Source organism: Rouxiella sp. Mn2063, assembly GCF_049319665.1.
In the GTDB taxonomy this organism is placed as follows: domain Bacteria; phylum Pseudomonadota; class Gammaproteobacteria; order Enterobacterales; family Enterobacteriaceae; genus JBMOUD01.
Genome location: NZ_JBMOUD010000003.1, coordinates 180,834 through 201,703, shown reverse-complemented (window position 1 = coordinate 201,703; position 20,870 = coordinate 180,834). Strand labels below are relative to the sequence as shown.

The following is a 20,870-nucleotide window of genomic DNA, read 5'->3' as shown; positions in this document are numbered from 1 at the left end:
GCATGTTAAAAAAAACCACTCTGGGCCTGGCATTATCAACTTTGCTATTTGCCGCAGGTTCCGCCACTGCCGCAGAATACAAAATTGATAAAGAAGGACAGCACGCCTTTATTGAATTCCGTATCAAACACCTTGGCTATAGCTGGTTATACGGCAGCTTCCGTGATTTTGATGGCAACTTTGCTTTCGATGAAAAAGATCCTGCTGCTGATAAAGTAAGCGTTACGATCAATACCACCAGCGTAGATACTAATCATGCTGAACGTGATAAGCATCTTCGCGGTGCCGATTATCTTAATGTGACGAAACATCCTCAGGCAACCTTCACCTCTACTTCAGTGAAACAAGAAGCCGATCATTTGGAAGTAACGGGTGATTTCACGTTAAATGGCGTCACTAAGCCACTTACGTTACAAGCAAAACTGACTGGACAGGGTAAAGATCCATGGGGTGGCTATCGTGCAGGCTTTGAAGCAACGGGTCATTTCAAGCTGAAAGATTACGACATCAAAGCCGATCTTGGCCCTGCGTCACAAGAAGTTGAGCTGATTCTGGCCGTGGAAGGCGTACAACAGAAGTAGTTAGAGACGAATACTCTATAAACATCGCTCTGCATAAACATATCCCGCCTGTATTTTTACAGGCGGGATAATTGTATTACGTAGGATCAGTGTTATCAGTTGGTGCTGGAATATGCATTGTTGTCTGTAACAGTCCTTTCGACTTGTTGAAGACTTTAATACCGTTTTCTCTTCCCGCCCGACGAGCTCGCTGCTCTTCACGAGGAAGCTTTAACTCGGCCTGACAAATCTCACTACAGCAATTATCAAATTTAGCCGCACACGTTGGACACTGGATGAACAACAGATGGCAGCCATCGTTATGACAGTTGGTATGATTGTCACAAGGTGCGCCACACTGGTGGCAGGTGGCTATCACATCATCAGAGATGCGTTCTCCCATACGCTCATCAAATACAAAGTTTTTCCCTTTGAATTTAACAGGAAGCCCTTGCTCCTTAGCGCGACGAGCATATTCAATGATCCCGCCTTCAACGTGATAAATATTTTTAAAACCGTTGTGTAGCATGTAGGCGCTAGCTTTTTCGCAGCGAATGCCCCCTGTGCAATACATCACGATTTTTTTATCTTTATCTTCTTTGAGCATCTCAACGGCCATTGGCAGTTGATCGCGGAAGGTATCCGATGGAACCTCGATCGCGCGATCGAAATGCCCAACTTCGTATTCGTAGTGATTGCGCATATCAACGAATAACGTATCAGGGTCATCGATCATCGCATTGACTTGTTCAGCCTTCAGATACTCACCAATTTGAGAGGGATCAAAGGTCTTATCATCAATTCCATCGGCTACAATACGGTCACGCACTTTTAGACGCAGCACCCAGAAAGACTTACCGTCATCTTCTAAGGCAATATTCAGCCGTATTTGATCAAGCGCTGGATGACTTGAAAAGAGCTGTTGTTTAAAGGCTTCGAACTGACTCTGTGGAACGCTAATTTGTGCGTTAATACCTTCATGAGCCACATAGATACGCCCGAAAACATTCAGTTTGACCAGATTGACATAGAGTTGGTCACGAAAAACTTTAGGGTCTTCAATAGTAAAGTATTTATAAAAAGAAACGGTGGTACGCGGCTCAGTCTCGGCCAGCATGCGTGCCTTCAGTTCCTCATTAGAAATTCGGTTATGTAACACTGGCATGGTGTACTTTCCTATATTTCATTAGGGTGATATCAATCTATCCGCGTCGGTGGCCCAACGCGACGTAAAGCTGCAATAAAATTGCGGCGCTATCATACTTAAAGTTATCAAATGATAAAAGTCGAAACGGGTGCTGTCAGTGCAAAGGCGAGGGCTTATACAGCGGAAAACGTCAAGCAGTATGTATTTGGTTAAAAGCGCGATAATTTTCATAATCACTGCTATATACTTTCTATAGCATTTGACAAAATTCGGTTCTCTATCAATATTCATTGGCTTAGCCGCTCGCACGCCCCTTAACATTTTGAGGAAATTTCGTGCAATCCGTACTAAGTTTAGACATGAGCCAGTAATAATTTAGGTTTTAATGCTGTGCGTTTTCACCTGCAACAAAAAAAGTGCAACAATAAATGGCTTTACTGTTATGTCGCATCCAACCCACAGGCTTATCGTATTATTAAGACAAGCTTGAGGGGAAAAGCTTCTGCACAAGACAGTGCTTATTTTTTGACTTCTAAACTGTGACGCAGAGATTTTATGACTCAGGTACCGACCTTTAACCGTTCATTATTACATCCCCGTTATTGGCCTACTTGGATTGGTCTGGGCATTCTTTATCTATTAGTTCTGCTCCCTTATCCAATTATTTATCGTATGGGCTGTGCGTTGGGCCGTTTTTCTAAGCGCTTTCTTAAACGACGTTCTGCCATCGCGCACAGAAATATAGAACTTTGTTTTCCTGATATGACGCCGGCGCAACGTGAACAACTGGTGTTAGAGAATTTTGAATCAGTTGGTATGGGTTTATTTGAAACCGGCATGGCCTGGTTCTGGCCAGATTGGCGTATTGAACGTTGGTTTAAAGTCAGTGGGCTCGAGCATATCGCGCACGCACGCGACAACCAACAAGGTGTTTTGCTGATCGGCGTGCATTTTCTTACGCTGGAATTAGGCGCTCGTATCTTTGGTATCCACAATCCAGGGGTAGGTGTTTACCGCCCACATGATAACAAGTTGATGGATTGGATTCAGACCAAAGGTCGTATGCGTTCTAATAAGGCAATGATTGATCGCCGAGACCTCAAGGGGATGATTCGTAACCTTAAGCAAGGTGAAATTATCTGGTATGCGCCCGATCATGATTACGGCCCGCGTAGTAGCGTGTTTGTCCCCTTCTTTGCTGTTGATAAAGCGGCAACGACGACAGGCACCTATTTATTAGCCCGAATGGGCAAACCAGCGATTATACCTTTCACTCCGCGCCGCTTACCGGCTGGCAAGGGGTATGAGTTGCTGTTACATCCAGCGGTAGAGGATTTCCCGATAAACGATGAAGTTGTTGCTGCTGCCTATATGAACAAAGTGGTTGAAAGCGAAATACGCCTGGCACCAGAACAATATATGTGGCTGCATCGCCGTTTCAAAACACGGCCTGAGGGCGAGCCATCTCTCTATTGAGTACATTTCGTGCTCATTGATTACCCATTTGCGCTCCGTTCTTTCTCTCTTACTATTCTTACCAGATAAACCGGGTAGCAAGTCCCCTACCCGGTTCACTTCCCGCAGTGTTTCCTCACCTAACTAAAATAAACCGCAATATAATTAATTTCTAAAATAGATGAATAAGATCATTGAATTGCATGATAAACAGGCGCATATTAATTTTTTGTTAAATTCACAAATCTGTCGGTTTCGGCATCATCCAGCGGTAATTTATGACTTCGCCATCTGAATCGGTCACTTCACCAGCTCCTATCAATTGGAAACGTAATCTTTTTGTTGTGTGGATTGGATGTTTCCTGACAGGTTCCGCATTCAGCCTGATCATGCCCTTTCTCCCGCTATATGTAGAATCATTGGGTGTCACTGGTCATCAATCGTTGAATATGTGGTCAGGTTTAGTCTTCAGCATTACTTTTTTATTTTCAGCTGTCGCTTCTCCATTTTGGGGAGGATTAGCCGACCGTAAAGGTCGTAAGATAATGCTATTGCGTTCCGCACTGGGTATGGCTGTGGCGATGGCATTAATGGGCGTGGCGCAGAATATTTGGCAATTACTAATTTTACGCGCGTTACTGGGTACGTTGGGAGGGTTTATCCCTAATGCCAACGCCTTGATCGCTACCCAAATCCCTCGCAATAAAAGCGGATGGGCATTGGGCACACTATCAACCGGGGGCGTGAGCGGTGCGCTTATTGGTCCCTTGATTGGTGGGATACTCGCGGATAATTACGGACTACGAAGCGTATTTTTCATTACCGCAGGCGTGTTGTTTATATGCTTTTTAATGACGCTTTATTTTGTCAGGGAGCAATTTGTACCGGTACAGAAAAAAGATCTGCTGCATAGAAAAGAGGTCTTCGCTTCACTCAAAAATCCTAAATTAGTCCTCTGCTTATTTGTCTCGTCAATGATTATCCAGGTTGCTACCGGTTCAATCTCGCCAATTCTCACCTTATATGTGCGCGAATTAGCAGGTCATACCCAGAGCCTGGCATTTATTAGCGGAATGATCGCTTCAGCACCTGGCATGGCTGCGTTGATAAGTGCGCCTAGACTTGGAAAATTAGGCGATAGGATTGGCCCTGAACGAATTTTAGTCGCAATGATGGCAGTATCCGCGCTGTTGTTAATTCCGATGGCATTTGTGCAAAACCCGCTGCAATTAGGTATTTTAAGATTTTTATTGGGTGCCGCGGACGGCGCGCTGCTTCCTGCGGTACAGACTCTGCTGTTCTATAATTGCAGTAATCAGGTAGCGGGCCGTGTATTCAGCTATAACCAGTCATTTCGTGATATAGGCAACGTATCTGGGCCATTACTTGGAGCTTTCGTCTCAGCCAGCTATGGATTTAGAGCGGTATTTTGCGTGACTGCAGCAGTGGTGCTTTTTAATGCACTCTATTCATATTGGTGTTTCCAGCGACCAAGACGCCGACAAGCCACTGCAAAATGACATAGAGACCTGTCTCAGACTTGCCAGGCACGCTGTTGCAACACCACACGATATCCGTCCGCATCTTCAAACGTCTTTCCTACTGCATCCCAATATGGATTGTAGGAACAGACGAGTTTAAAACCGGCTTCTAGCATCTGCTGACACTGGTGTTGCCAGATCTCTAATTCAGGGATATAGAACACCAGCAGGTTGTCTTGCGTTGGCGCTTGCCCAACTTGTGTGCCTATATGATGTGTAAATTCGAGATGATAAGAGTGACGAGGATGGCCGATAATTTGGCCCGAAAAACCCTGATGATCGCTAAACTCACCAAGTAACTCAAACCCTAATCCCAGGCAGTACATCCGCCCAATTTCTTGCAGGTTATCTGTTGGTCTAGCTATCCGTATTATGGTATCGCGAGCTATCACGATTGCTCTCCATACGTTATGAGTAAAAAAACAAGATAATTAGGAATTTCGGTATGGGCACAAAACACGCCGCAGCATCACTCAATCATAAGGGCCATGTTTAGCATCAATGGGCAGCATAAAAGTATCAACAATCATCGACAGTGGCAGATCAATTACCGTAATAAAACGCCAGGGACCATCACGTAAATCCCACTGCACTCCCGGGTAATATTGATTGCCGTGGCCTTGACCTGGTACTGCACGGCTAATAATACTGCCGCAACCGCATAGCAACATCAGCCAGCCTAGTAATAATGCATATCTTAAGACTACAGATACCTTCATATCTCGCCAACCTATGATTTTAGCCATCTATCCACGTGCCAAATACTTACATAACAAAAAGGGCAGTCTGCATTATGCACACTGCCCTTGCTCTAAATATTAACGCAGGTATTCATCACATCTCAATTAGGCGCGATGAGTTTCCAACGTTTGTGTTTCTGGGAACGCTTCCGCATTACGCGGCAAGGTCTTGTAATAAGACTCCCACTCTTGCTGTGCTGGTTGGGTCCACACCGCTGAATGCAAGCGAGCCATCACGACTGGGTCTCCCAGTAATACCAAACGTTCTGCTTTGCTAAGCTTATTAGGGCCAGCTTGCAACGCTTTCTCTAACAGTTGCTGACGGCCACGTTCAATACTGTCACGTAACAAGTGACGAGAGGTTGCCATCGCAGAAGCTAACGCATTGAACGATGGATCAAACACGGCGTGCATAAAGCCATTTTTCAACGCACGTTCACGGTTTAACTGAAGATATTCCTCAGTCGCCACCAACTCACGCGGCGGATCGTACTCTTCTGGGATCAAGAACAGCTTCGCTCTTTTACTTTTCAGTCCCAGCGTTGCACGGCTCGACAGCACAGAAACGATCGGAGACAAGATCAACGAGAACACAATCGGTGATAGCCACCACAAGAAACGTAAATCCAGGAAGCCCATACCACCAGCCCACACTAGACCTAACAACAATTGTGAACCGTGACGTCTAAATGCCTCGCCCCAAGGGGTATCATCATCATCACGCTGCGGTGAATTCCACACAGCTTCCCATCCAAGGAATGCGCTGACCACAAATACCGTGTGGAACAACATACGAACTGGTGCCAACAATACAGAGAACAGCATCTCAAGCAACATGGAGAAGAATAGACGAATATTACCGCCATATTGCTTAGCTCCCTGAGCCATGATGAGCACGATACTCAGTAGTTTCGGCAGGAACAACAGCACCAGAGTTGTGGAGAATAACGCAATCGCTAGTTCTGGTCGCCATTGCGGCCAAACTGGGAACAACTGTCTAGGCTGCAAGAAGTATTGCGGCTCCATAAGCGTATGAACAACTTGTAACGCCGTTGAAAGGGCCAAGAACATAAACCACAGCGGCGCAGACAAATAAGACATAACGCCCGTCAGGAATACAGCACGGTGAACCGGGTGCATACCTTTTACCAGGAACAGACGGAAGTTCATCAAGTTACCGTGGCACCAGCGTCGGTCACGTTTGAGCTCATCAAGCAAGTTTGGCGGCAGCTCTTCATAACTTCCAGGCAGATCATAAGCAATCCACACTCCCCATCCCGCACGACGCATCAAAGCAGCTTCAACGAAGTCATGGGATAGAATAGAGCCAGCAAACGAGCCTTCACCCGGCAATGGCGCCAGCGCACAGTGTTCAATAAACGGCTTCACGCGGATAATCGCGTTATGACCCCAATAGTGCGACTCACCCAACTGCCAAAAATGTAAACCAGCAGTAAAGAGCGGACCATAAACGCGGGTAGCAAACTGCTGGCATCGCGCATACAGCGTATCCATACCTGAAGCTTTTGGTGCAGACTGAATGATACCAGCATTCGGGTTAGCATCCATAAGACGCGCCAAGCCAGTCAAACATTCACCGCTCATTACGCTGTCGGCATCGAGAATAACCATATAGGCATATTCCCCACCCCAACGGCGGCACCAGTCATCAATGTTTCCGCTTTTACGCTTGACCCGGCGACGGCGACGGCGATAGAAAATACGGCCATGACCATCAACATCGCGGCACACTTCCATCCAGGCTTTTTGTTCTGCGACACAGATATCAGGATCGTAGCTGTCACTCAGGACATAAATATCGAACTGATCTAACTGCCCGGTAGCTTTTACCGATTCATAAGTCGCACGTAAGCCCGCGAATACGCGTTCTACATCCTCATTACAGATTGGCATGATAAGCGCGGTGCGGTTATTCGGATTGAGTGGCTCATTACCCGTTGTTGACGCGGTAATACTGTACTTATCGCGACCAATCAACAATTGTAAAAAACCCATCAGCGCTGTCCAAAAACCGGCTGAGACCCAACAGAATAAAATAGCAAATAATATCAATATGCCTGTCTGCAACACATATGGCAGTAGCTGCAATACCGATTGCATCAGATTCTGCTGCCACAAATCGGCAGGATCAATCAACGCCCAACCTTGATAAGGCAGGATCGTTTTCATATACCACGTCGCGATCCCGGTTTGTACCAGCATCAAAATGAGCAAGATATAACGACGAATGGAGCCCGCAGCACGCCATCTTTTTTCAGATTCAGGCATTTGCGAAGAGCTATAGCGACGAGAAATTGCACTTCGCCCCATTAGCGAGTCCCAAAAACGGCCTACTGGGTTAGTACGCCAAATTTCAGGGAACATACTTGAACGCTTGACTGGCGGCATTGCTTTAACAATTGCACGTCCTTCATCATCTTGCGCATCAAGATTGCCGTGCTCCATCGCATCGGGCCAGGCAGAAGCAACACGCGCTTTGACAGAAGCAAGTGGCGCATCAGCATCAATCTGAGTGTTTTCCGACGACAATGCAGCACCGCTGAGTCGGCGGTGCACTGTGGTAAAGGCTTCATCAACAGCATCTGGCAACTGTTGAGATACTACCCCTTTCTGAATCTCAGTCAGGGGCAATGCCTTCACATAATCTTGAGTAGAATGTGTTGGTTTATTCATTTGCAGGCAGCTGGTTGCTCCAGGTTTCACTCAGTGTTTTATCACCATTGACCAAAGAAGCGCGCATCTCAACCGGCTTCTTAGGATCTTTTACTTTTACGCGCAGCGTTAAACGCCACCCTTTAGTGACTGGATTATAGCGCACATTATTTGCAACCAACTCTCCGTTATCACCAATGCTTACTTGAGAAGCTACAGGCGTGTCAGCTTTCAGTGATTTCAGCGCTGGACCGACAAAGTCAATAACATAAGCAATGCTGCCATCTTGTTCACGAACCAGATTCGACTGTGTGACATCGCCAGTAGAACGCAGAGTTTGTGCAACCCAAGCGCTATCAGCACCATGCAATTTGTCTTCATCACGTGTGAAACGAATACGATAGCTCAAATCAATAGGTTGGCCAGCTGCTGGCAGTTGATCCGGGGTCCAGAATGCAACGATATTATCGTTAGTTTCATCAGCCGTCGGGATTTCAACCAGCTCAACTTTACCTTTACCCCAATCACCTTTCGGCTCTACCCATGCGCTTGGGCGAAGGTCATAGCGGTTATCTAAGTCTTCATAACGTGAGAATTGACGCCCACGCTGCAGCAAACCGAAGCCTTTAGGATTTTCAGTTGTGAAAGTGCTGATAGACAGATGTTTAGGATTATTCAGCGGACGCCAGATCCATTCACCGTTACCGGCATGAATTGATAGACCATCTGAATCATGCAATTCAGGGCGATAGTTCACAACAGACGAAGGCTGATTTTGACCAAACAAATACATGCTGGTTAAAGGAGCCAAGCCTAATTTGCCGACTTTATCGCGCAGGTATACTTTTGCCTGGATATCAATGCTAGCTTCACGACCAGGATAAACATCCATACGGTAAGCGCCGGTAGCACGAGGCGAATCAAGCAATGCATAAATGACTAAGTGTTTTTCATCAGGATTAGGACGCTCAATCCAAAACTCCCGGAAACGTGGGAACTCTTCACCGGATGACAATGCGGTATCAATAGCCAGCCCACGCGCAGACAGACCATAAACCTGGCCTTTGCCAATCAGACGAAAATAACTCGCGCCCAGCACGCTCATAATTTCATCACTTTTGTCTGCTTTATTGATTGGATAAAGCACCTTGAAACCGGCAAAGCCTAAGTTTTTAACCGTTTCGGCATCGTGTTTAACATTACCGAAATTGAAATAGTCAGGGCTGTATTTGATTTCGCTCACAGAGGTAGAGGTCACTTCATTGATTTTGACCGGCGTGTCGAAATACATCCCTTGGTGATAAAACTCAAGCTTGAAAGGCGTGTTCAGATTTTTCCAATACGCTTTGTCATGGTTGAATTGTATTTGTTGATAGTCCGCGAATTTCATATCACGAAACTGTGACGGCAGGTTGCTCTTTGGCGCTTCGTAACCTTTATCGGCTAACGCTTTGGCTTGTTTAGCAACATCATCAATAGAGAACGCCCAAGCAGATGAGGAGAACATGGTCATCAACACTACGGCACTCAGCAAACGGACTTTAGTCATATCTGGCCCTATGGAAAAATTTTTATCCAGCACATCCTCTCCTTTACATGTGCTCAACTCATTTCATTCCTTTTTAAGGAAGAGTCGAATGTCCGACAACGTGAGAGAGGCGAGGTTCACCTTCATGATGAACCGCTTAAGCACACAAGAACTTAAGGATATCAATTCGGGGGTACTCCCGCTATGGAAAGTTATCTTAGTCTATAGTAGGTTGCACCCCGACATTTATGGAGTATACGCAATAACGAGCGCATTGCTGTCCAATTCAGGGCAGTGCAATCAGAAAAAAATTGCTCAAAGGGATCGCTATGAAACCACAAACTAAACAACGTGAGTTTTTTTTAGACTCAATCCGCGCATATTTAATGCTACTTGGCATTCCTTTTCATATTTCTCTGATATATTCCAGCCATGAGTGGGCGGTAAATAGCGCAGTCCCTTCAGATGGTTTAACCATTTTCAATGATGTGATTCATGCGTTTCGCATGCAGGTATTTTTTGTCATATCAGGTTATTTTTCTTATATGCTTTATGAACGCTATGAGCCCGTAGCTTGGCTGAAGGTTCGACTTGAGCGCGTTGCGATCCCGCTAGTGGCAGCATTTCCATTGATCACTGTCCCCCAATACTATCTGTTGAGAAATTATACAAATAAATTTTCCAACTGGTCTTCAATGGATCTCTATCAAAAAATAAATATTACCGTATGGGAATTAGTCTCCCACTTATGGTTTTTATTAACGCTCGTCATCCTTACCAGCATCTGTTTTTACTTATTTAAATCTTTTAAGAAAAACAAGAGTAATCGTCTGTTAAATTACATTAAAGAAGCACACTCTTTAGGACAAATCTCAGTATTGTTTTTACTCTTCGGATTTATTTACGCTGCATTTAATCGCCTTCTTTTTATTTTCGCTCCGCAATTGTTATCAAATGGCGCCTTCAATTTTGTCGTCATGCAAACACTATTTTATCTACCATTTTTCTTGATTGGCGCCTGCGCGTTCAAATTCGCTAGTTTAAAAGAGATGTTCCTGCGGCCCTCGGCCACAGCCGGTGTCGTCAGCATCTTCTTATTTGTCGCTTATATGATTAATCAGCACATCAATACGCCTGAACTTTACTCTATGGAGTTGGATGCCATCATTACCGCATTACTCGGTATTCTGATGGTTAATGTCGTGTTTTCGTTCAGTCATTATGTGCTCAACTTTCAATCGCCATTTATCACTTACTTGGTGAATTCGTCGCTGTTTGTGTACCTGATACATCATCCACTGACGCTAATTTATGGTGCATTTATTACGCCACGTATTCACAGCGACTGGCTTGGTTTTTGGGTAGGATTGATTTTCGTCTTTGGTATCGCCTTCTTGTTGTATGAAGTCCATAAACGCATTCCTCTATTACGTTTCTTGTTCTCAGGTAAGCTGGAGAATCTGCGTCAGAAAACAAAAGGCAGTGGCCCTACCCCGCCGACTCAAAAACAAAATTTCTAAATCTATAGGCCTATTTGATCGCTCGAATAGGCCTATGTTTCATCACGAAAGACATCGAGCTTTGGTAAGATAAAATCGAAGGAAAAGGAAGGAAAAAAGGAGACCAATACGGGAGCAATAAGAAGTACAGAATTGACGTTGGGGATACTAGTGCATAGCCACCGCCAACCCTGTACTAAAATACGTTTAAACTTAAATCTTCTTTCTACTGACGCTTGGCGCTACCAACGACCTGGAGGTGGCCCTTCGTGCCAACGAGGTGGTCCTCGCCAATAACCTGGGGGAGGTCCCTCACGCCAATATCCGGGATGCCAATACATAGGCTGGGGCGCAGGTTCGTAGTAAACCCAATGTCCTCTAGCCCGATAATGGTGTTGCCACCAACCCGGCGGGCGCCAGTACCCCCCATCCCAGTAATAGCCGCGCGTATCGCGATCGCCGATATGCAACGACACTCCCGGAACATTAACACCTATCTCGACGTCAGCCTGTGAAACGGCTGGCATTACCAGCATAACAGCGAGAATCAAAAATCGTTTTTTCATTACAGCACTCCGCGACCTGTCGATCAGGTGATGCCAAATTATCTCGACCTATCCTCTTGTTCTATAGGAATTTATCCCATTTACGCAGGTTAACGATATCCTCACATTCACTACAAAAATGTCATACTTGTAGCCACCAGCTAATGCTATGGGAGATAAGGAGAAAACATGAATAGAGGTGAGTTATCAGGAGGAGAAAAAATGAGTTGGGGTGAGTAAACGATGGAGAATTGAAAAGAAAAAACCGCCGAAGCGGTTCATTTTATCAAAGCATTATCAGGCTCAATGACCGGCTCAGATTTTGCAGCTTTCGCAATCACTTTCGTCACTGATTGCTTCAGGAACGGCAGATGCCTTCTCAGCAGCCTTTTCTTCTGCTTTTTCCAATGCTGCATCTATATCAAAATCAAAAATATCGTCGCTCATTCTCGTCACCTTAGTTTTGAACACGCTACATTGCTCATGCTAGCGTTTAGTGAACAAGTATAAACGAGTGTATCAAAAAGGCGTCATTTTAAAGTGCGCATGGCTTTTTCTGCACGAAAATACAAATCGCATCAAAAACCAACGCAGGATTTGCATCCGCTGATTCTGGGAACCATAGTTAGAAATGGATGAAAACAAAGGAGAGGATATGAGCGATTCAAACATTAAAGCTTGGGCTGAGATACGGGAAACATCACAAGAAATTGCTGAGGCGATTTTCGAGCTCGCAAAAAACGATGAAGTGCTGGCTCAAAAAATTTGGGAGGAAGGCAGCGACGAAGTCTTGCCTATTGCGTTCGCAAAAACCAAGGAAGATTATCTTTTCTGGGGCGAAGAGAAAATTGATCGTCAGAACGTGTGACGTAATTTATGTGCCCTGGGCCAAGGCTCAGGGTAATAACCTAGCTATCGAAACCAAATCCCATCTGATGTGCCCATTCAAAAACCTGCTCTTTATAAACAAAACGTGGCTCACAGACGCCAGGTTGCCCAGGAGTTTGAATCATCACGGCGATGCAGGGATAGGCGATAGGACGGGCATCAAATATGAAATCTTCAATTTCCTGATCGGCAAATATTGAAGCTTCACTTTCCCCTACCGCACTGGCCTGAAAGATATCTTCCATAATCCAGTTACGATACTCCATCTCATTGTGCAAAAACTTCATCTTTTACTCCTGGTATCGCTTAGTACTACTTTAGTCAGTACTATTTTGCTTAATACAGTTTTGCATTCTGCAACACTATGCTGGCTAGATTCAGATGAATTCATTTGGCAAGCATGCTTATGATACTGCAAAGCCAGTTTTGATCTCGTCAATCGCTGTCTACACCATAGCAATTGATATCAGTCTACCAGAGCAGAAGAGGAAAAATCATGAAGGGAAATTTTTTTTGACTATTTAACTCATCTTTCGTGTATTGATACTTAGAGCCTATCCCAGTTGATGCGGACATGTCGGCACAGAAACCGCAGCGTACACACCGCACGTGAGGATTCATAACACTTCCCAAATTTGACATGGCAAATTAAAGGATAGGCTCTTATTGCTATGCTGCTGAAGAATGAGTATTCAAAGGCTGATATTGTCGCGCAAGATCATAAACATCATAAAAATCGATCATGCCTTTGTTGCGCACGATAGTCTCAACCCTTGTTTTGACCTCTTCATTAACCTGACTTTCATTAAGAATGCGCTTAACTGCTTCATCGGATAATTCTCGGTTAAAGAACCATTCGCCGTTATAACAAACACGAAGATCCAGCACGCCGATATCTTCGTAACGATAAGTCGGCTTAATTTCAAGCAACAGCATCGCCGACATAAAAATCAAAAAGATTGTAAAGCCAGCAAACCATCCTAGTCCCATATAAGGCGACACATACATCACCACACCAACGGCAATATAGCCCACTAACATTGCCAGACACAGCCAAGGATGATTAACGAAAAATTCGTTATTAATCCTAGCTTTGCCATCACGGTTTTCCAGACGATTAATCCGCTCAATGTCACTGTTTAAGATACTCTCAATAACATCCATTTATGACCTCCAAGAAAGTCGAGACGTTGCTTTAACTCAATAACTGAATTTTATCATGAACACTGTTATATAACGTAGAGCAGTTAGCGATAAAAACCAACCAAACTGTTATAGCTGATTGGTCAAATTAACGAGAAAATGTCGTCACAATCACAGAGTATTAGCGAGAAGATGGATTTGTTCTGTTTGACAAAAATCTTGGTATTTTTGTGGCGGCAATTTGTCTGTGACGATGGTCGTAAATCTCGCCAAAGGAGCGATGGCAGCCGGGCGAATGCAATCAAATTTACTGCTATCAGCAACTAAAATAAGTTGCTGCGACCGTGCTATTGCTTGATGTTTCATTGCCAGTTCATCAAAGTTAAAACAGGTAACACCAAACTCCAGGCTGATGCCAGCAGCGGAGATAAAAGCCTTATTAGGACGGATGTTATCAAGCTCTTTAGCGACGCTTAGTGAAGTAAAAATGTTATTGCTAGATTTGAAAACTCCACCACAAAGAATCACCTCACAGTGTGCTTTGTCTTGCAGTGCTAAAAAACTATTTAAAGAATAACACACTGCGGTAAATACCCGCTCGTCAGGGATATTCTCAATGATATAAGGTACTGTCGTACCACAATCGAAAAAAACAGTGTCATTATCTTCGATAAGCTCAGCGGCAACGCGAGCAAGAGAGTGTTTCTCTGCTACCTGACGCATTTTCTGCTCACTCAAGAAATAGTGAGTTGCAGGGCTATTCTTAGGGTCAAGAACAATATAGCCACCAAGCAAAATGATTGGCGCGGGCGCAACGTTAAGATCTCGCCGAATTGTCATCTCAGAAACCTCGAGCAGCTGTGCCGCATCTCTAAGATGTATCTTGTCATTTTTCTTCAAAGCCAACAGCAGTCTTTGAATTCGATCTTCGCGCTTGTTTTCCATTGCCTTCTCAAAAGGTCCTTGATGTGACGCACAGTGACTAACTTGTAGTGTAACTAATTTATCAACAACTCGCCTAGTGCTAAGCAGTTCCCGTTTAACCTGTTGAGATCACTATCTAAAAAATAAGCACTAAACGATCGGTGTCTTTTTGCGCTATACTAGCGGACGCTCAAGATAAAACCGGAGGTTTTATGAGTTCTAACGAGGTAAACACTCCTGATGAGTGTCCATTGTGTCAAAGCACCAACAAGACATCGGTCAACCTGGCTGCGAAAATTGTAAATGTCACCTGTATTTCCTGTGGCCGTTACAGTATCTTCCGTAAAACGATGGAAGAAATCTCAATTGACCGAAAAAAAAGGGTGGCTTTAAAAGCATTCTTTACCAGCCAACCCAATTATCATTTGCCTCTATCAATCAAGGCATTAAGTGATTCTGAAGCCGCCAGTGAATACTAGCGCTAAATATGCCCCTCGGGGCTATTTATTCTTTTTATCGCCCCTTCAACTATTTAGTTGTATCCATTGCCCAGAGAGATCAACTACTCCGGAGCATTAGGCCAATCAATATCAGGCGCTGTATTCACGTCGATCCGATTTAACAACACTCGATATTTCTTCCACGCAGCAAGTTTTTTCACTTCATCATCAGTGGCTATATCCAGATCAAATGCATCTTGCAGTGGGGAAATGATTTTCCTCGCTGAATCGAGTATTGCATTCTTGTTACGTACCGCTTGGGTAATTTGTTCTTCTTTAGTATAAACACGCGGAACTATCTCCCCATCAATGTATTGCCAAGAGAGATCGTTTGTCGGTACGTCAAACCCAGGAGGAATTGAGTTTTTATCAACTACTGCGATATAAGAATCAACAGGCCACAGTGCAGATGCATCGTAGTTTGCAAACTGAATCACACCATCATCAGTGAAAACTATTTTCAGAGCTTTTTTATCTAAAGTCTTAAGTAATTCATACCAGTCATTACCTGCATTATCCTGAATAAACAATGCATTAATATCACGCGCAACCTTCCCTTTTTCCGATTCAGGAGCTGGTATATATAACTTGAAAATTCCATATTTATTTATCATGCGTAAGCCACCGTGTACCAATTATTGTTTACATTTTTCTGTAAGTAGCGGAAATACATATACCCTACTTGGTTCCCTTCGTTGCCATTGCCACCGGTAACAACAGCTCCAAATGGTGCTTCATTCATTTGCCCATCAGTAACAATCGTTCCTCTACCTGATAAGCGTAAATCTTTTATAAATGTGCCATTGACATAATCTGATGAGGCTCTACTATTTACTTGTTCAATAATAGCATCCCATAACCATTTATTACCCCAGCGGCTTCCCCAAATATTCCCGTCAATTTCGATACGCACACCGCCGTTCATGTCAATTCCATTTGGAATTGCAATGCGACCATTTTTTTGAAATACGAACTCGCCGCCGCCATCATCACCATTATTTAAATGTATACCATCCCCCCCTTTATCTTTATAAAACCACATTCGAACTGTGCCATCGCCATTAATTATTCTAAGGTGTTTACGATCATCTCCAGAAAGTTGTATAACCCCCCCTCTAGCATCAATATTTCTAGCTGAATAAATATCACGACCAGACCAGATATCCTGTCCACTAACAAGATCATTTCCTGATTTCACATATCCATTAGCATCAACATTACCACTTACTAACCCACCATTTTTTGAATAGAAATGCTCATCAGCTTCTTTTTGACTATATGCTCCGACATCTGCCGCACTAGGTTTATTCCCTTCATGATAAAGTCTGCTACTCCAAACTGACTTACCATTTTTCATAAATCGAATTAACGCTTCTCGCTGGTCGGATGGAAGATATAACTGTGAACAATACTCACCGCTTTCACCATAGAAGTTTGATATTACACTTCCCCAATCTTTCAGACTTGGATCTGTATTTCCACCATAACCAAAAAAACCGCTATATTTAACGTTACTTGGATTACTTAATTTCGGTGCTTGCCCACCTACGCCGAATGCCCCAACGGGCATAACTTGCCCAGCATCCGTACCCACATCACGCAATGCCGCTGTTTTCAGACCTAAATTAGTACGCGCGGTAGATACATCTTTTACATCGGATAGGTTCCTATCCATTCGCAAGAATAATCCATCACCGGTGGCGACTTGCAAGGTGATATTTGCAGTATCTGAAACCGCCAAACGAAATTGCATAGAAATATTAATGCCACCAACCGGTTTTTCTATCGCTGCACAGTTGGCCAGCGCATAGAGTTCACCTTTATCAGTCAGCAATCCGATCTCGCGCACGGTAAATCCACCAACCTCCGATGGAATAACCAGTTGCGCCATCAGTTGATTTGCCTGTTCGGGAGAAACCGATAACATGGCAATTTTCTGCCGATATTTTTCATTTACCAGTTTGGTACTGGTTGCATCAGGGACTAATTCTTTGCCACTGCCATCACCGACTACAAAATGTGAGAGCGTGATCGTTGTTCCATTGGCAAGGGCTGCTGCTTCTAAAGCCTTCCCAGTATTGGTGATAATGCTATAGTATTTATCGGCCATTATGCGCCTCCTGCTAGAATATCGATGTCAATATGTGCAGTGACTGCACCACTGATATAAAGCGCCCCGCTGCTGCCAATGTCGGTAATGACGTCAATTGAACGTAGCGCGCTGCGTAAATTTTTAGATTTTTCCGTTTGCCGACGGATTTGCTCATAGACCGCCTCATTAACTCCGCTGGTGCTATAAACCTGAATGCGAAAGGTGTAAGGCGCAGAGCGCGGTGTGTCTTCCCACCATTCAATAACCGTAGTAGGAAAACCAATTGCGCTTAGTGCACGACGCACGGCGCCAGCAGTACCTCGATGCTGATGCACATAAGCGGCGTCTTTAATGACTTGGCGTTTTTGCTGTTCGCTCCAATCAGGATCCCAAAAATCGACCGCATATTCCCATGCCAGCCAAGGCAACAAGTGAGCCGGGCAACGATCTGGGTCCTTAACATCACGTAATGGCACAGGAATCGAAAGAATCTGCTCAACGCTGGCCTGCTCTAACATTTTCTCAGCCGAAATGGCATTTGGCGGCAGCAAAGATTTAAACATCAATGCCCCCTATCGCTATTCGCCCAACGTTGATAGCCGTGCAATTTGGCACGGCACCAACAATGCCTTCGATATCGGATGTCGGGTGATTCAGGTGTACACGGCTAACGCCTGATTGATGCAAAGCGTGATAAATCCCTGAAACCGGAACGATACCGCCAACACGACGCATCTGTTGTAAATAGCTTTTTAACTCAGTATTAGCGCGGTCTAATACCGTCTGCGCATCAGGACCGTCTGGTATTTCCAGCGTGGCATCGACGGTGAAATTAGTCAGAGCGGCACTTTGTACCCAAACATAATCAGTTAAAGGCCGAGTTTCATCTTCACTCAGCGCAGCATAAACTTTTGCCAATAATGCCTCTGATGCTTGGCCACTTCCGGAACGAGCAAGTACATAAATATCAACCTCCCCAGCACGGTTATGGATCTCGGGGCCGTAAGCACCGACATCGAGCACATCAGGATCGGCAGACTGGGCATGGAAACGATATGCATTGCGCGCACCGGCAGTGTTTAGCTGTGACCAAGAAAGCTGAATACGTTCACGATAGGCATCATCGGACTCCATAACAGCATCAACCGGCGGCACCGCATCAGGCTGCGCTGGTGCAATAACCAATCGAGGCACATTGAAGCCAGCGCCTATCTGATTGAGATCGTTTCCTGTGGCACTCGATAGCAGCACGGCACGTACTGCGTCATTAACCCGTTGCATCAGTAATGTCGTTTGGTAAGCGTTAACTTCTCCCTGCTTAAATACCGGGTCAGACTCCACCAAAGCATCATAGATCGTGTCGAGCTCACGCAGACGTGTTAGCCAGGTTTGAAAGAGCGCCGTTGGTTCAGGGATATCGATAATGTCAGGAACCGGAAGAGAAGAAAGATTGATGGTGCTAAGACTTGTTGCCATATATTTTAATTCCATCAAGAGTAAGTGGCGTGGACGTTTCCGTGTTGATCCCTTCGATGGTGATTACATAATCACCCTCTGCCGAACGACTCACCCCAATACGGTTTAGCTTAAGACGTGGTTCCCACTTGGCTAATGCAGACGAAGTAGCGGCAATAATCCGCACACGGCTGCTTTGATCTTGTGGACTATCCACCAGCTCTGGAAGGTCACTGCCATAATCGCGCAGTAGCACTCTCGTATTTTTAGGCGTCGTCAAAATATCAATAACGGACTGTTTAAGGTGATCATCACCCGACAGTCTTTTACCTGTTTTAATATTTACGCCATGCATAAAAACCTCATAAAAAAACCCGCAATAGCGGGTTCAGTTTGTGAATTAATATCAATGAAAGGATCTTAATAATTAAGACGCCTCTGGCTTAGGCTTGTGGGTAATATCAACAACAAGTTTTAGCGCGATACTCAACCCACTTTTATTTAATGTATAAGCCAAAGATTCAATTTGCCAGGCGCTATCTTCTCTTTCACCAAAGCCAACCGTGTTTACCCGAGATTCAGCAGTCAAAGGAATATGTTTTGGTCGGCAGGGCATCGTCAGATTCATATCACACTCAATGCGTGCAGCGGAGGTAGATTTAGATTTCACCTGATGTTCAGCCTGCGTTTTGGTTGGCACAATATAAGGACTGGTGATATTGGGCCCATCGTGATCTATTTCGCAGGTTTTAACACTGCCATCAAAGCCATTAAAATAATTAACCTTAATCTTACCTTTAGCTTTTTGACCGTTGGTTGCAGGTTTGCCTACAGAGGCTCCCCGCTGCCCTTCGTTGTATCTCCAGGTAGACACCTCAGAAAGCGCCACCTGAACTTTGGGTAAGGCTTTGCCACTGGCCGTCGTGGAGGCACCTTTTTCAAGAAAGAGCCAATAGCCACCACAAGGTTTACTTACTGCGTTATACGCACGCGCCAAACGGCTCATCAAATTGCCATCAGATTCTGCCACCTGGTCAAGATGCGTAATCACGATATCCACGAATTGCGGTGCCACCTTGGGTTTCAGACCATTATCTTCTGCTACTGTTTTAACCAGATCGCCGAGTTTAATGTTGTCCCAACTGCGCGTTTTCTGGCTTTGCACATTGCCTTTCTGCTTTTGAGCGTTCATCGGTGCTGCAGTGGCGTTGATAACAATCTTGCGAGGCGGCCCGCTGCTTGAAACATTGTTAACAACAAATACGCCTTTATCCAAGATATTACCGTTAAAACCTAAGCCGATATTTAAACGGGCACCTTTACTCGGTAATTTGAGAGATTCAGATAACAGCGTAATTTGTAATTCATCCGCCTTGGCGGTTTCGCCACCATGGTCAGTAAGAACTAATTCAATTAAATTTTGCTGCAGCGCTTCGGTTATATCTTTCCCTTCAGCACAAACTCTAAACTCTGGCCGGTATTCGGCCAACGCATGTTGTTGTTCCATGGCCTAGTCCCATAATTGCAGTGGGGAATTAACAGTAGGCGGCGTGAACTCTGGCAAAATAATGCTTAGTCCAGAATCATAGACAGCACCCCTATCTGCTAATCCCCGGTTTGCTTCTAGTACAGCAACTACAGCTGCAGCCGTATTTTCGACGCCGTATTGCGCTGCACAAATAGCGTCTAAGACATCGCCATCACGGGTGAGATATGTCATCTGCATAATGTTTTATCGTCATTGTGTAGGATCGTTTACGTGCGCCGCCACCGGGAAGAAATGATGAAGTGGTATCAGAAAAATCAGTGATAACCCACCAGCCCAGTACATCACCGGCTCCGCTCACCAATTGTTGTGGCTCTGCTTTGTCAGCAAGATCATAAAGTGCATCAATTGAAGCCACACCGTTTCTAAAAAAGGCATGAGTATCGCCACTAAATTTGACGGTACGAGCCGCTTTGCCGGTATATTGCAGTAAGTTCTGCTTGCCAATACGTTCCTGATCGCTCCAGCGCCAAGAAGCATCACGAGTCAATGAGTTATAGGTGGCACTATCTACTGAAAACTCAAAGTCACCTAACATCATCATGACCCTTAATGGCTCGCTTTCACGCTCTAACTCCGCCTCGGCGGCGGCTTTATCTTCAGTCCATGCATATAAAGAATTAAGTATGCCCAT

Annotated in this window: 24 protein-coding genes; 6 read left to right on the top strand and 18 right to left on the bottom strand. The window is 44.8% G+C overall.

The window, feature by feature from the left end; genetic code table 11:
- Nucleotides 1-2 precede the first annotated feature (2 nt).
- Nucleotides 3-581, top strand: coding sequence for a YceI family protein (locus ACL9RG_RS06350; protein WP_422791753.1), 579 nt, complete (start codon nucleotides 3-5; stop codon nucleotides 579-581).
- A gap of 76 nt (nucleotides 582-657) precedes the next feature.
- On the opposite strand, the gene ACL9RG_RS06345 is transcribed toward ACL9RG_RS06350, so the two are convergent.
- Nucleotides 658-1,725 carry a rhodanese-related sulfurtransferase gene (locus ACL9RG_RS06345; RefSeq protein ID WP_422791752.1) on the bottom strand — a complete coding sequence of 356 codons (1,068 nt, stop codon included), beginning with the start codon at nucleotides 1,723-1,725 and terminating at the stop codon, nucleotides 658-660.
- 537 nt (nucleotides 1,726-2,262) lie between these two features.
- Here ACL9RG_RS06345 and ACL9RG_RS06340 point away from each other — a divergent pair.
- Together ACL9RG_RS06340 and mdtG are read left to right on the top strand one after the other, a co-directional pair.
- Complete coding sequence (locus ACL9RG_RS06340; protein ID WP_422791751.1) at nucleotides 2,263-3,183, top strand: Kdo(2)-lipid IV(A) acyltransferase; 921 nt, start codon at nucleotides 2,263-2,265, stop codon at nucleotides 3,181-3,183.
- A gap of 257 nt (nucleotides 3,184-3,440) precedes the next feature.
- Entirely contained in the window at nucleotides 3,441-4,682 is a 1,242-nt protein-coding gene (mdtG, locus tag ACL9RG_RS06335; RefSeq protein ID WP_422791750.1) for a multidrug efflux MFS transporter MdtG, read from the top strand.
- A gap of 14 nt (nucleotides 4,683-4,696) precedes the next feature.
- On the opposite strand, the gene ACL9RG_RS06330 is transcribed toward mdtG, so the two are convergent.
- From ACL9RG_RS06330 to ACL9RG_RS06315, 4 genes are all read right to left on the bottom strand, one after another.
- Nucleotides 4,697-5,095 carry a VOC family protein gene (locus ACL9RG_RS06330; protein WP_422791749.1) on the bottom strand — a complete coding sequence of 133 codons (399 nt, stop codon included), beginning with the start codon at nucleotides 5,093-5,095 and terminating at the stop codon, nucleotides 4,697-4,699.
- Between the two features lie 81 nt (nucleotides 5,096-5,176).
- Complete coding sequence (locus ACL9RG_RS06325) at nucleotides 5,177-5,422, bottom strand: YceK/YidQ family lipoprotein (protein WP_422791748.1); 246 nt, start codon at nucleotides 5,420-5,422, stop codon at nucleotides 5,177-5,179.
- 126 nt (nucleotides 5,423-5,548) lie between these two features.
- Nucleotides 5,549-8,137, bottom strand: a complete 2,589-nt coding sequence (gene mdoH / locus ACL9RG_RS06320) for a glucans biosynthesis glucosyltransferase MdoH (RefSeq protein WP_422791747.1) — start codon at nucleotides 8,135-8,137, stop codon at nucleotides 5,549-5,551.
- Nucleotides 8,130-9,665 (bottom strand): glucan biosynthesis protein G, encoded by a 1,536-nt coding sequence (locus ACL9RG_RS06315; RefSeq protein WP_422791969.1) that lies wholly within the window; start codon nucleotides 9,663-9,665, stop codon nucleotides 8,130-8,132. Before ACL9RG_RS06315 ends, mdoH begins: the two co-directional genes overlap by 8 nt.
- A gap of 308 nt (nucleotides 9,666-9,973) precedes the next feature.
- On the opposite strand from ACL9RG_RS06315, the gene mdoC reads away from it, so the two are divergent.
- Nucleotides 9,974-11,164: a glucans biosynthesis protein MdoC gene (gene mdoC / locus ACL9RG_RS06310; protein WP_422791746.1), complete on the top strand. Its 1,191-nt coding sequence runs from the start codon at nucleotides 9,974-9,976 to the stop codon at nucleotides 11,162-11,164.
- A 221-nt stretch (nucleotides 11,165-11,385) separates the two neighbouring features.
- Here mdoC and ACL9RG_RS06305 read toward each other — a convergent pair whose 3' ends face one another.
- Nucleotides 11,386-11,709, bottom strand: coding sequence for a DUF2502 domain-containing protein (locus ACL9RG_RS06305; protein ID WP_422791745.1), 324 nt, complete (start codon nucleotides 11,707-11,709; stop codon nucleotides 11,386-11,388).
- Between the two features lie 294 nt (nucleotides 11,710-12,003).
- A complete protein-coding gene (locus tag ACL9RG_RS06300; protein ID WP_422791744.1) occupies nucleotides 12,004-12,135 on the bottom strand; it encodes a hypothetical protein in 132 nt (43 codons plus the stop codon).
- A 208-nt stretch (nucleotides 12,136-12,343) separates the two neighbouring features.
- Here ACL9RG_RS06300 and ACL9RG_RS06295 point away from each other — a divergent pair, with 208 nt between their 5' ends.
- Nucleotides 12,344-12,556, top strand: coding sequence for a YccJ family protein (locus ACL9RG_RS06295; RefSeq protein ID WP_422791743.1), 213 nt, complete (start codon nucleotides 12,344-12,346; stop codon nucleotides 12,554-12,556).
- A 40-nt stretch (nucleotides 12,557-12,596) separates the two neighbouring features.
- On the opposite strand, the gene ACL9RG_RS06290 is transcribed toward ACL9RG_RS06295, so the two are convergent.
- The 3 genes from ACL9RG_RS06290 to deoR all read right to left on the bottom strand — a co-directional run bounded on the left by ACL9RG_RS06290 (nucleotide 12,597) and on the right by deoR (nucleotide 14,664).
- Complete coding sequence (locus ACL9RG_RS06290; protein ID WP_422791742.1) at nucleotides 12,597-12,863, bottom strand: hypothetical protein; 267 nt, start codon at nucleotides 12,861-12,863, stop codon at nucleotides 12,597-12,599.
- 382 nt (nucleotides 12,864-13,245) lie between these two features.
- Nucleotides 13,246-13,740: a YlaC family protein gene (locus ACL9RG_RS06285; RefSeq protein WP_422791741.1), complete on the bottom strand. Its 495-nt coding sequence runs from the start codon at nucleotides 13,738-13,740 to the stop codon at nucleotides 13,246-13,248.
- 150 nt (nucleotides 13,741-13,890) lie between these two features.
- Nucleotides 13,891-14,664 (bottom strand): DNA-binding transcriptional repressor DeoR, encoded by a 774-nt coding sequence (gene deoR, locus ACL9RG_RS06280; RefSeq protein WP_422791740.1) that lies wholly within the window; start codon nucleotides 14,662-14,664, stop codon nucleotides 13,891-13,893.
- A gap of 191 nt (nucleotides 14,665-14,855) precedes the next feature.
- Between deoR and ACL9RG_RS06275 the strand changes: the two genes are divergently transcribed.
- Nucleotides 14,856-15,122 carry a hypothetical protein gene (locus tag ACL9RG_RS06275; protein ID WP_422791739.1) on the top strand — a complete coding sequence of 89 codons (267 nt, stop codon included), beginning with the start codon at nucleotides 14,856-14,858 and terminating at the stop codon, nucleotides 15,120-15,122.
- Nucleotides 15,123-15,205: 83 nt separating this feature from the next.
- On the opposite strand, the gene ACL9RG_RS06270 is transcribed toward ACL9RG_RS06275, so the two are convergent.
- The 8 genes from ACL9RG_RS06270 to ACL9RG_RS06235 form a co-directional block, all read right to left on the bottom strand.
- Nucleotides 15,206-15,757, bottom strand: coding sequence for a tail fiber assembly protein (locus tag ACL9RG_RS06270; protein ID WP_422791738.1), 552 nt, complete (start codon nucleotides 15,755-15,757; stop codon nucleotides 15,206-15,208).
- Entirely contained in the window at nucleotides 15,754-17,253 is a 1,500-nt protein-coding gene (locus tag ACL9RG_RS06265) for a phage tail protein (protein WP_422791737.1), read from the bottom strand. The genes ACL9RG_RS06270 and ACL9RG_RS06265 overlap by 4 nt, the downstream gene beginning before the upstream one ends.
- Nucleotides 17,253-17,798, bottom strand: a complete 546-nt coding sequence (locus tag ACL9RG_RS06260; protein WP_422791736.1) for a phage tail protein I — start codon at nucleotides 17,796-17,798, stop codon at nucleotides 17,253-17,255. The genes ACL9RG_RS06265 and ACL9RG_RS06260 overlap by 1 nt, the downstream gene beginning before the upstream one ends.
- Nucleotides 17,791-18,711, bottom strand: a complete 921-nt coding sequence (locus ACL9RG_RS06255) for a baseplate assembly protein (protein ID WP_422791735.1) — start codon at nucleotides 18,709-18,711, stop codon at nucleotides 17,791-17,793. The genes ACL9RG_RS06260 and ACL9RG_RS06255 overlap by 8 nt, the downstream gene beginning before the upstream one ends.
- Nucleotides 18,695-19,045, bottom strand: a complete 351-nt coding sequence (locus ACL9RG_RS06250) for a GPW/gp25 family protein (protein ID WP_422791734.1) — start codon at nucleotides 19,043-19,045, stop codon at nucleotides 18,695-18,697. The genes ACL9RG_RS06255 and ACL9RG_RS06250 overlap by 17 nt, the downstream gene beginning before the upstream one ends.
- Nucleotides 19,046-19,117: 72 nt before the next feature.
- Nucleotides 19,118-20,197, bottom strand: a complete 1,080-nt coding sequence (locus tag ACL9RG_RS06245) for a late control protein D (RefSeq protein WP_422791733.1) — start codon at nucleotides 20,195-20,197, stop codon at nucleotides 19,118-19,120.
- 3 nt (nucleotides 20,198-20,200) lie between these two features.
- Nucleotides 20,201-20,410: a tail protein X gene (locus tag ACL9RG_RS06240; protein ID WP_422791968.1), complete on the bottom strand. Its 210-nt coding sequence runs from the start codon at nucleotides 20,408-20,410 to the stop codon at nucleotides 20,201-20,203.
- On the bottom strand, nucleotides 20,391-20,870 hold the full coding sequence (locus ACL9RG_RS06235; RefSeq protein ID WP_422791732.1) for a phage tail protein: 480 nt from the start codon (nucleotides 20,868-20,870) through the stop codon (nucleotides 20,391-20,393). Before ACL9RG_RS06235 ends, ACL9RG_RS06240 begins: the two co-directional genes overlap by 20 nt.

Excerpts from the sequence above, each read along its gene's own strand:
- ACL9RG_RS06350 (WP_422791753.1), top strand. The coding sequence starts at position 3 with ATGTTAAAAAAAACCACTCTGGGCCTGGCATTATCAACTTTGCTATTT.
- ACL9RG_RS06345 (WP_422791752.1), bottom strand. The coding sequence starts at position 1,725 with ATGCCAGTGTTACATAACCGAATTTCTAATGAGGAACTGAAGGCACGC.
- ACL9RG_RS06340 (WP_422791751.1), top strand. The coding sequence starts at position 2,263 with ATGACTCAGGTACCGACCTTTAACCGTTCATTATTACATCCCCGTTAT.
- mdtG (WP_422791750.1), top strand. The coding sequence starts at position 3,441 with ATGACTTCGCCATCTGAATCGGTCACTTCACCAGCTCCTATCAATTGG.
- ACL9RG_RS06325 (WP_422791748.1), bottom strand. The coding sequence starts at position 5,422 with ATGAAGGTATCTGTAGTCTTAAGATATGCATTATTACTAGGCTGGCTG.
- mdoH (WP_422791747.1), bottom strand. The coding sequence starts at position 8,137 with ATGAATAAACCAACACATTCTACTCAAGATTATGTGAAGGCATTGCCC.
- ACL9RG_RS06315 (WP_422791969.1), bottom strand. The coding sequence starts at position 9,665 with ATGACTAAAGTCCGTTTGCTGAGTGCCGTAGTGTTGATGACCATGTTC.
- mdoC (WP_422791746.1), top strand. The coding sequence starts at position 9,974 with ATGAAACCACAAACTAAACAACGTGAGTTTTTTTTAGACTCAATCCGC.
- ACL9RG_RS06305 (WP_422791745.1), bottom strand. The coding sequence starts at position 11,709 with ATGAAAAAACGATTTTTGATTCTCGCTGTTATGCTGGTAATGCCAGCC.
- ACL9RG_RS06300 (WP_422791744.1), bottom strand. The coding sequence starts at position 12,135 with ATGAGCGACGATATTTTTGATTTTGATATAGATGCAGCATTGGAAAAA.
- ACL9RG_RS06295 (WP_422791743.1), top strand. The coding sequence starts at position 12,344 with ATGAGCGATTCAAACATTAAAGCTTGGGCTGAGATACGGGAAACATCA.
- ACL9RG_RS06290 (WP_422791742.1), bottom strand. The coding sequence starts at position 12,863 with ATGAAGTTTTTGCACAATGAGATGGAGTATCGTAACTGGATTATGGAA.
- ACL9RG_RS06285 (WP_422791741.1), bottom strand. The coding sequence starts at position 13,740 with ATGGATGTTATTGAGAGTATCTTAAACAGTGACATTGAGCGGATTAAT.
- deoR (WP_422791740.1), bottom strand. The coding sequence starts at position 14,664 with ATGGAAAACAAGCGCGAAGATCGAATTCAAAGACTGCTGTTGGCTTTG.
- ACL9RG_RS06275 (WP_422791739.1), top strand. The coding sequence starts at position 14,856 with ATGAGTTCTAACGAGGTAAACACTCCTGATGAGTGTCCATTGTGTCAA.
- ACL9RG_RS06270 (WP_422791738.1), bottom strand. The coding sequence starts at position 15,757 with ATGATAAATAAATATGGAATTTTCAAGTTATATATACCAGCTCCTGAA.
- ACL9RG_RS06265 (WP_422791737.1), bottom strand. The coding sequence starts at position 17,253 with ATGGCCGATAAATACTATAGCATTATCACCAATACTGGGAAGGCTTTA.
- ACL9RG_RS06260 (WP_422791736.1), bottom strand. The coding sequence starts at position 17,798 with ATGTTTAAATCTTTGCTGCCGCCAAATGCCATTTCGGCTGAGAAAATG.
- ACL9RG_RS06255 (WP_422791735.1), bottom strand. The coding sequence starts at position 18,711 with ATGGCAACAAGTCTTAGCACCATCAATCTTTCTTCTCTTCCGGTTCCT.
- ACL9RG_RS06250 (WP_422791734.1), bottom strand. The coding sequence starts at position 19,045 with ATGCATGGCGTAAATATTAAAACAGGTAAAAGACTGTCGGGTGATGAT.
- ACL9RG_RS06245 (WP_422791733.1), bottom strand. The coding sequence starts at position 20,197 with ATGGAACAACAACATGCGTTGGCCGAATACCGGCCAGAGTTTAGAGTT.
- ACL9RG_RS06240 (WP_422791968.1), bottom strand. The coding sequence starts at position 20,410 with ATGACATATCTCACCCGTGATGGCGATGTCTTAGACGCTATTTGTGCA.
- ACL9RG_RS06235 (WP_422791732.1), bottom strand. The coding sequence starts at position 20,870 with ATGGGCATACTTAATTCTTTATATGCATGGACTGAAGATAAAGCCGCC.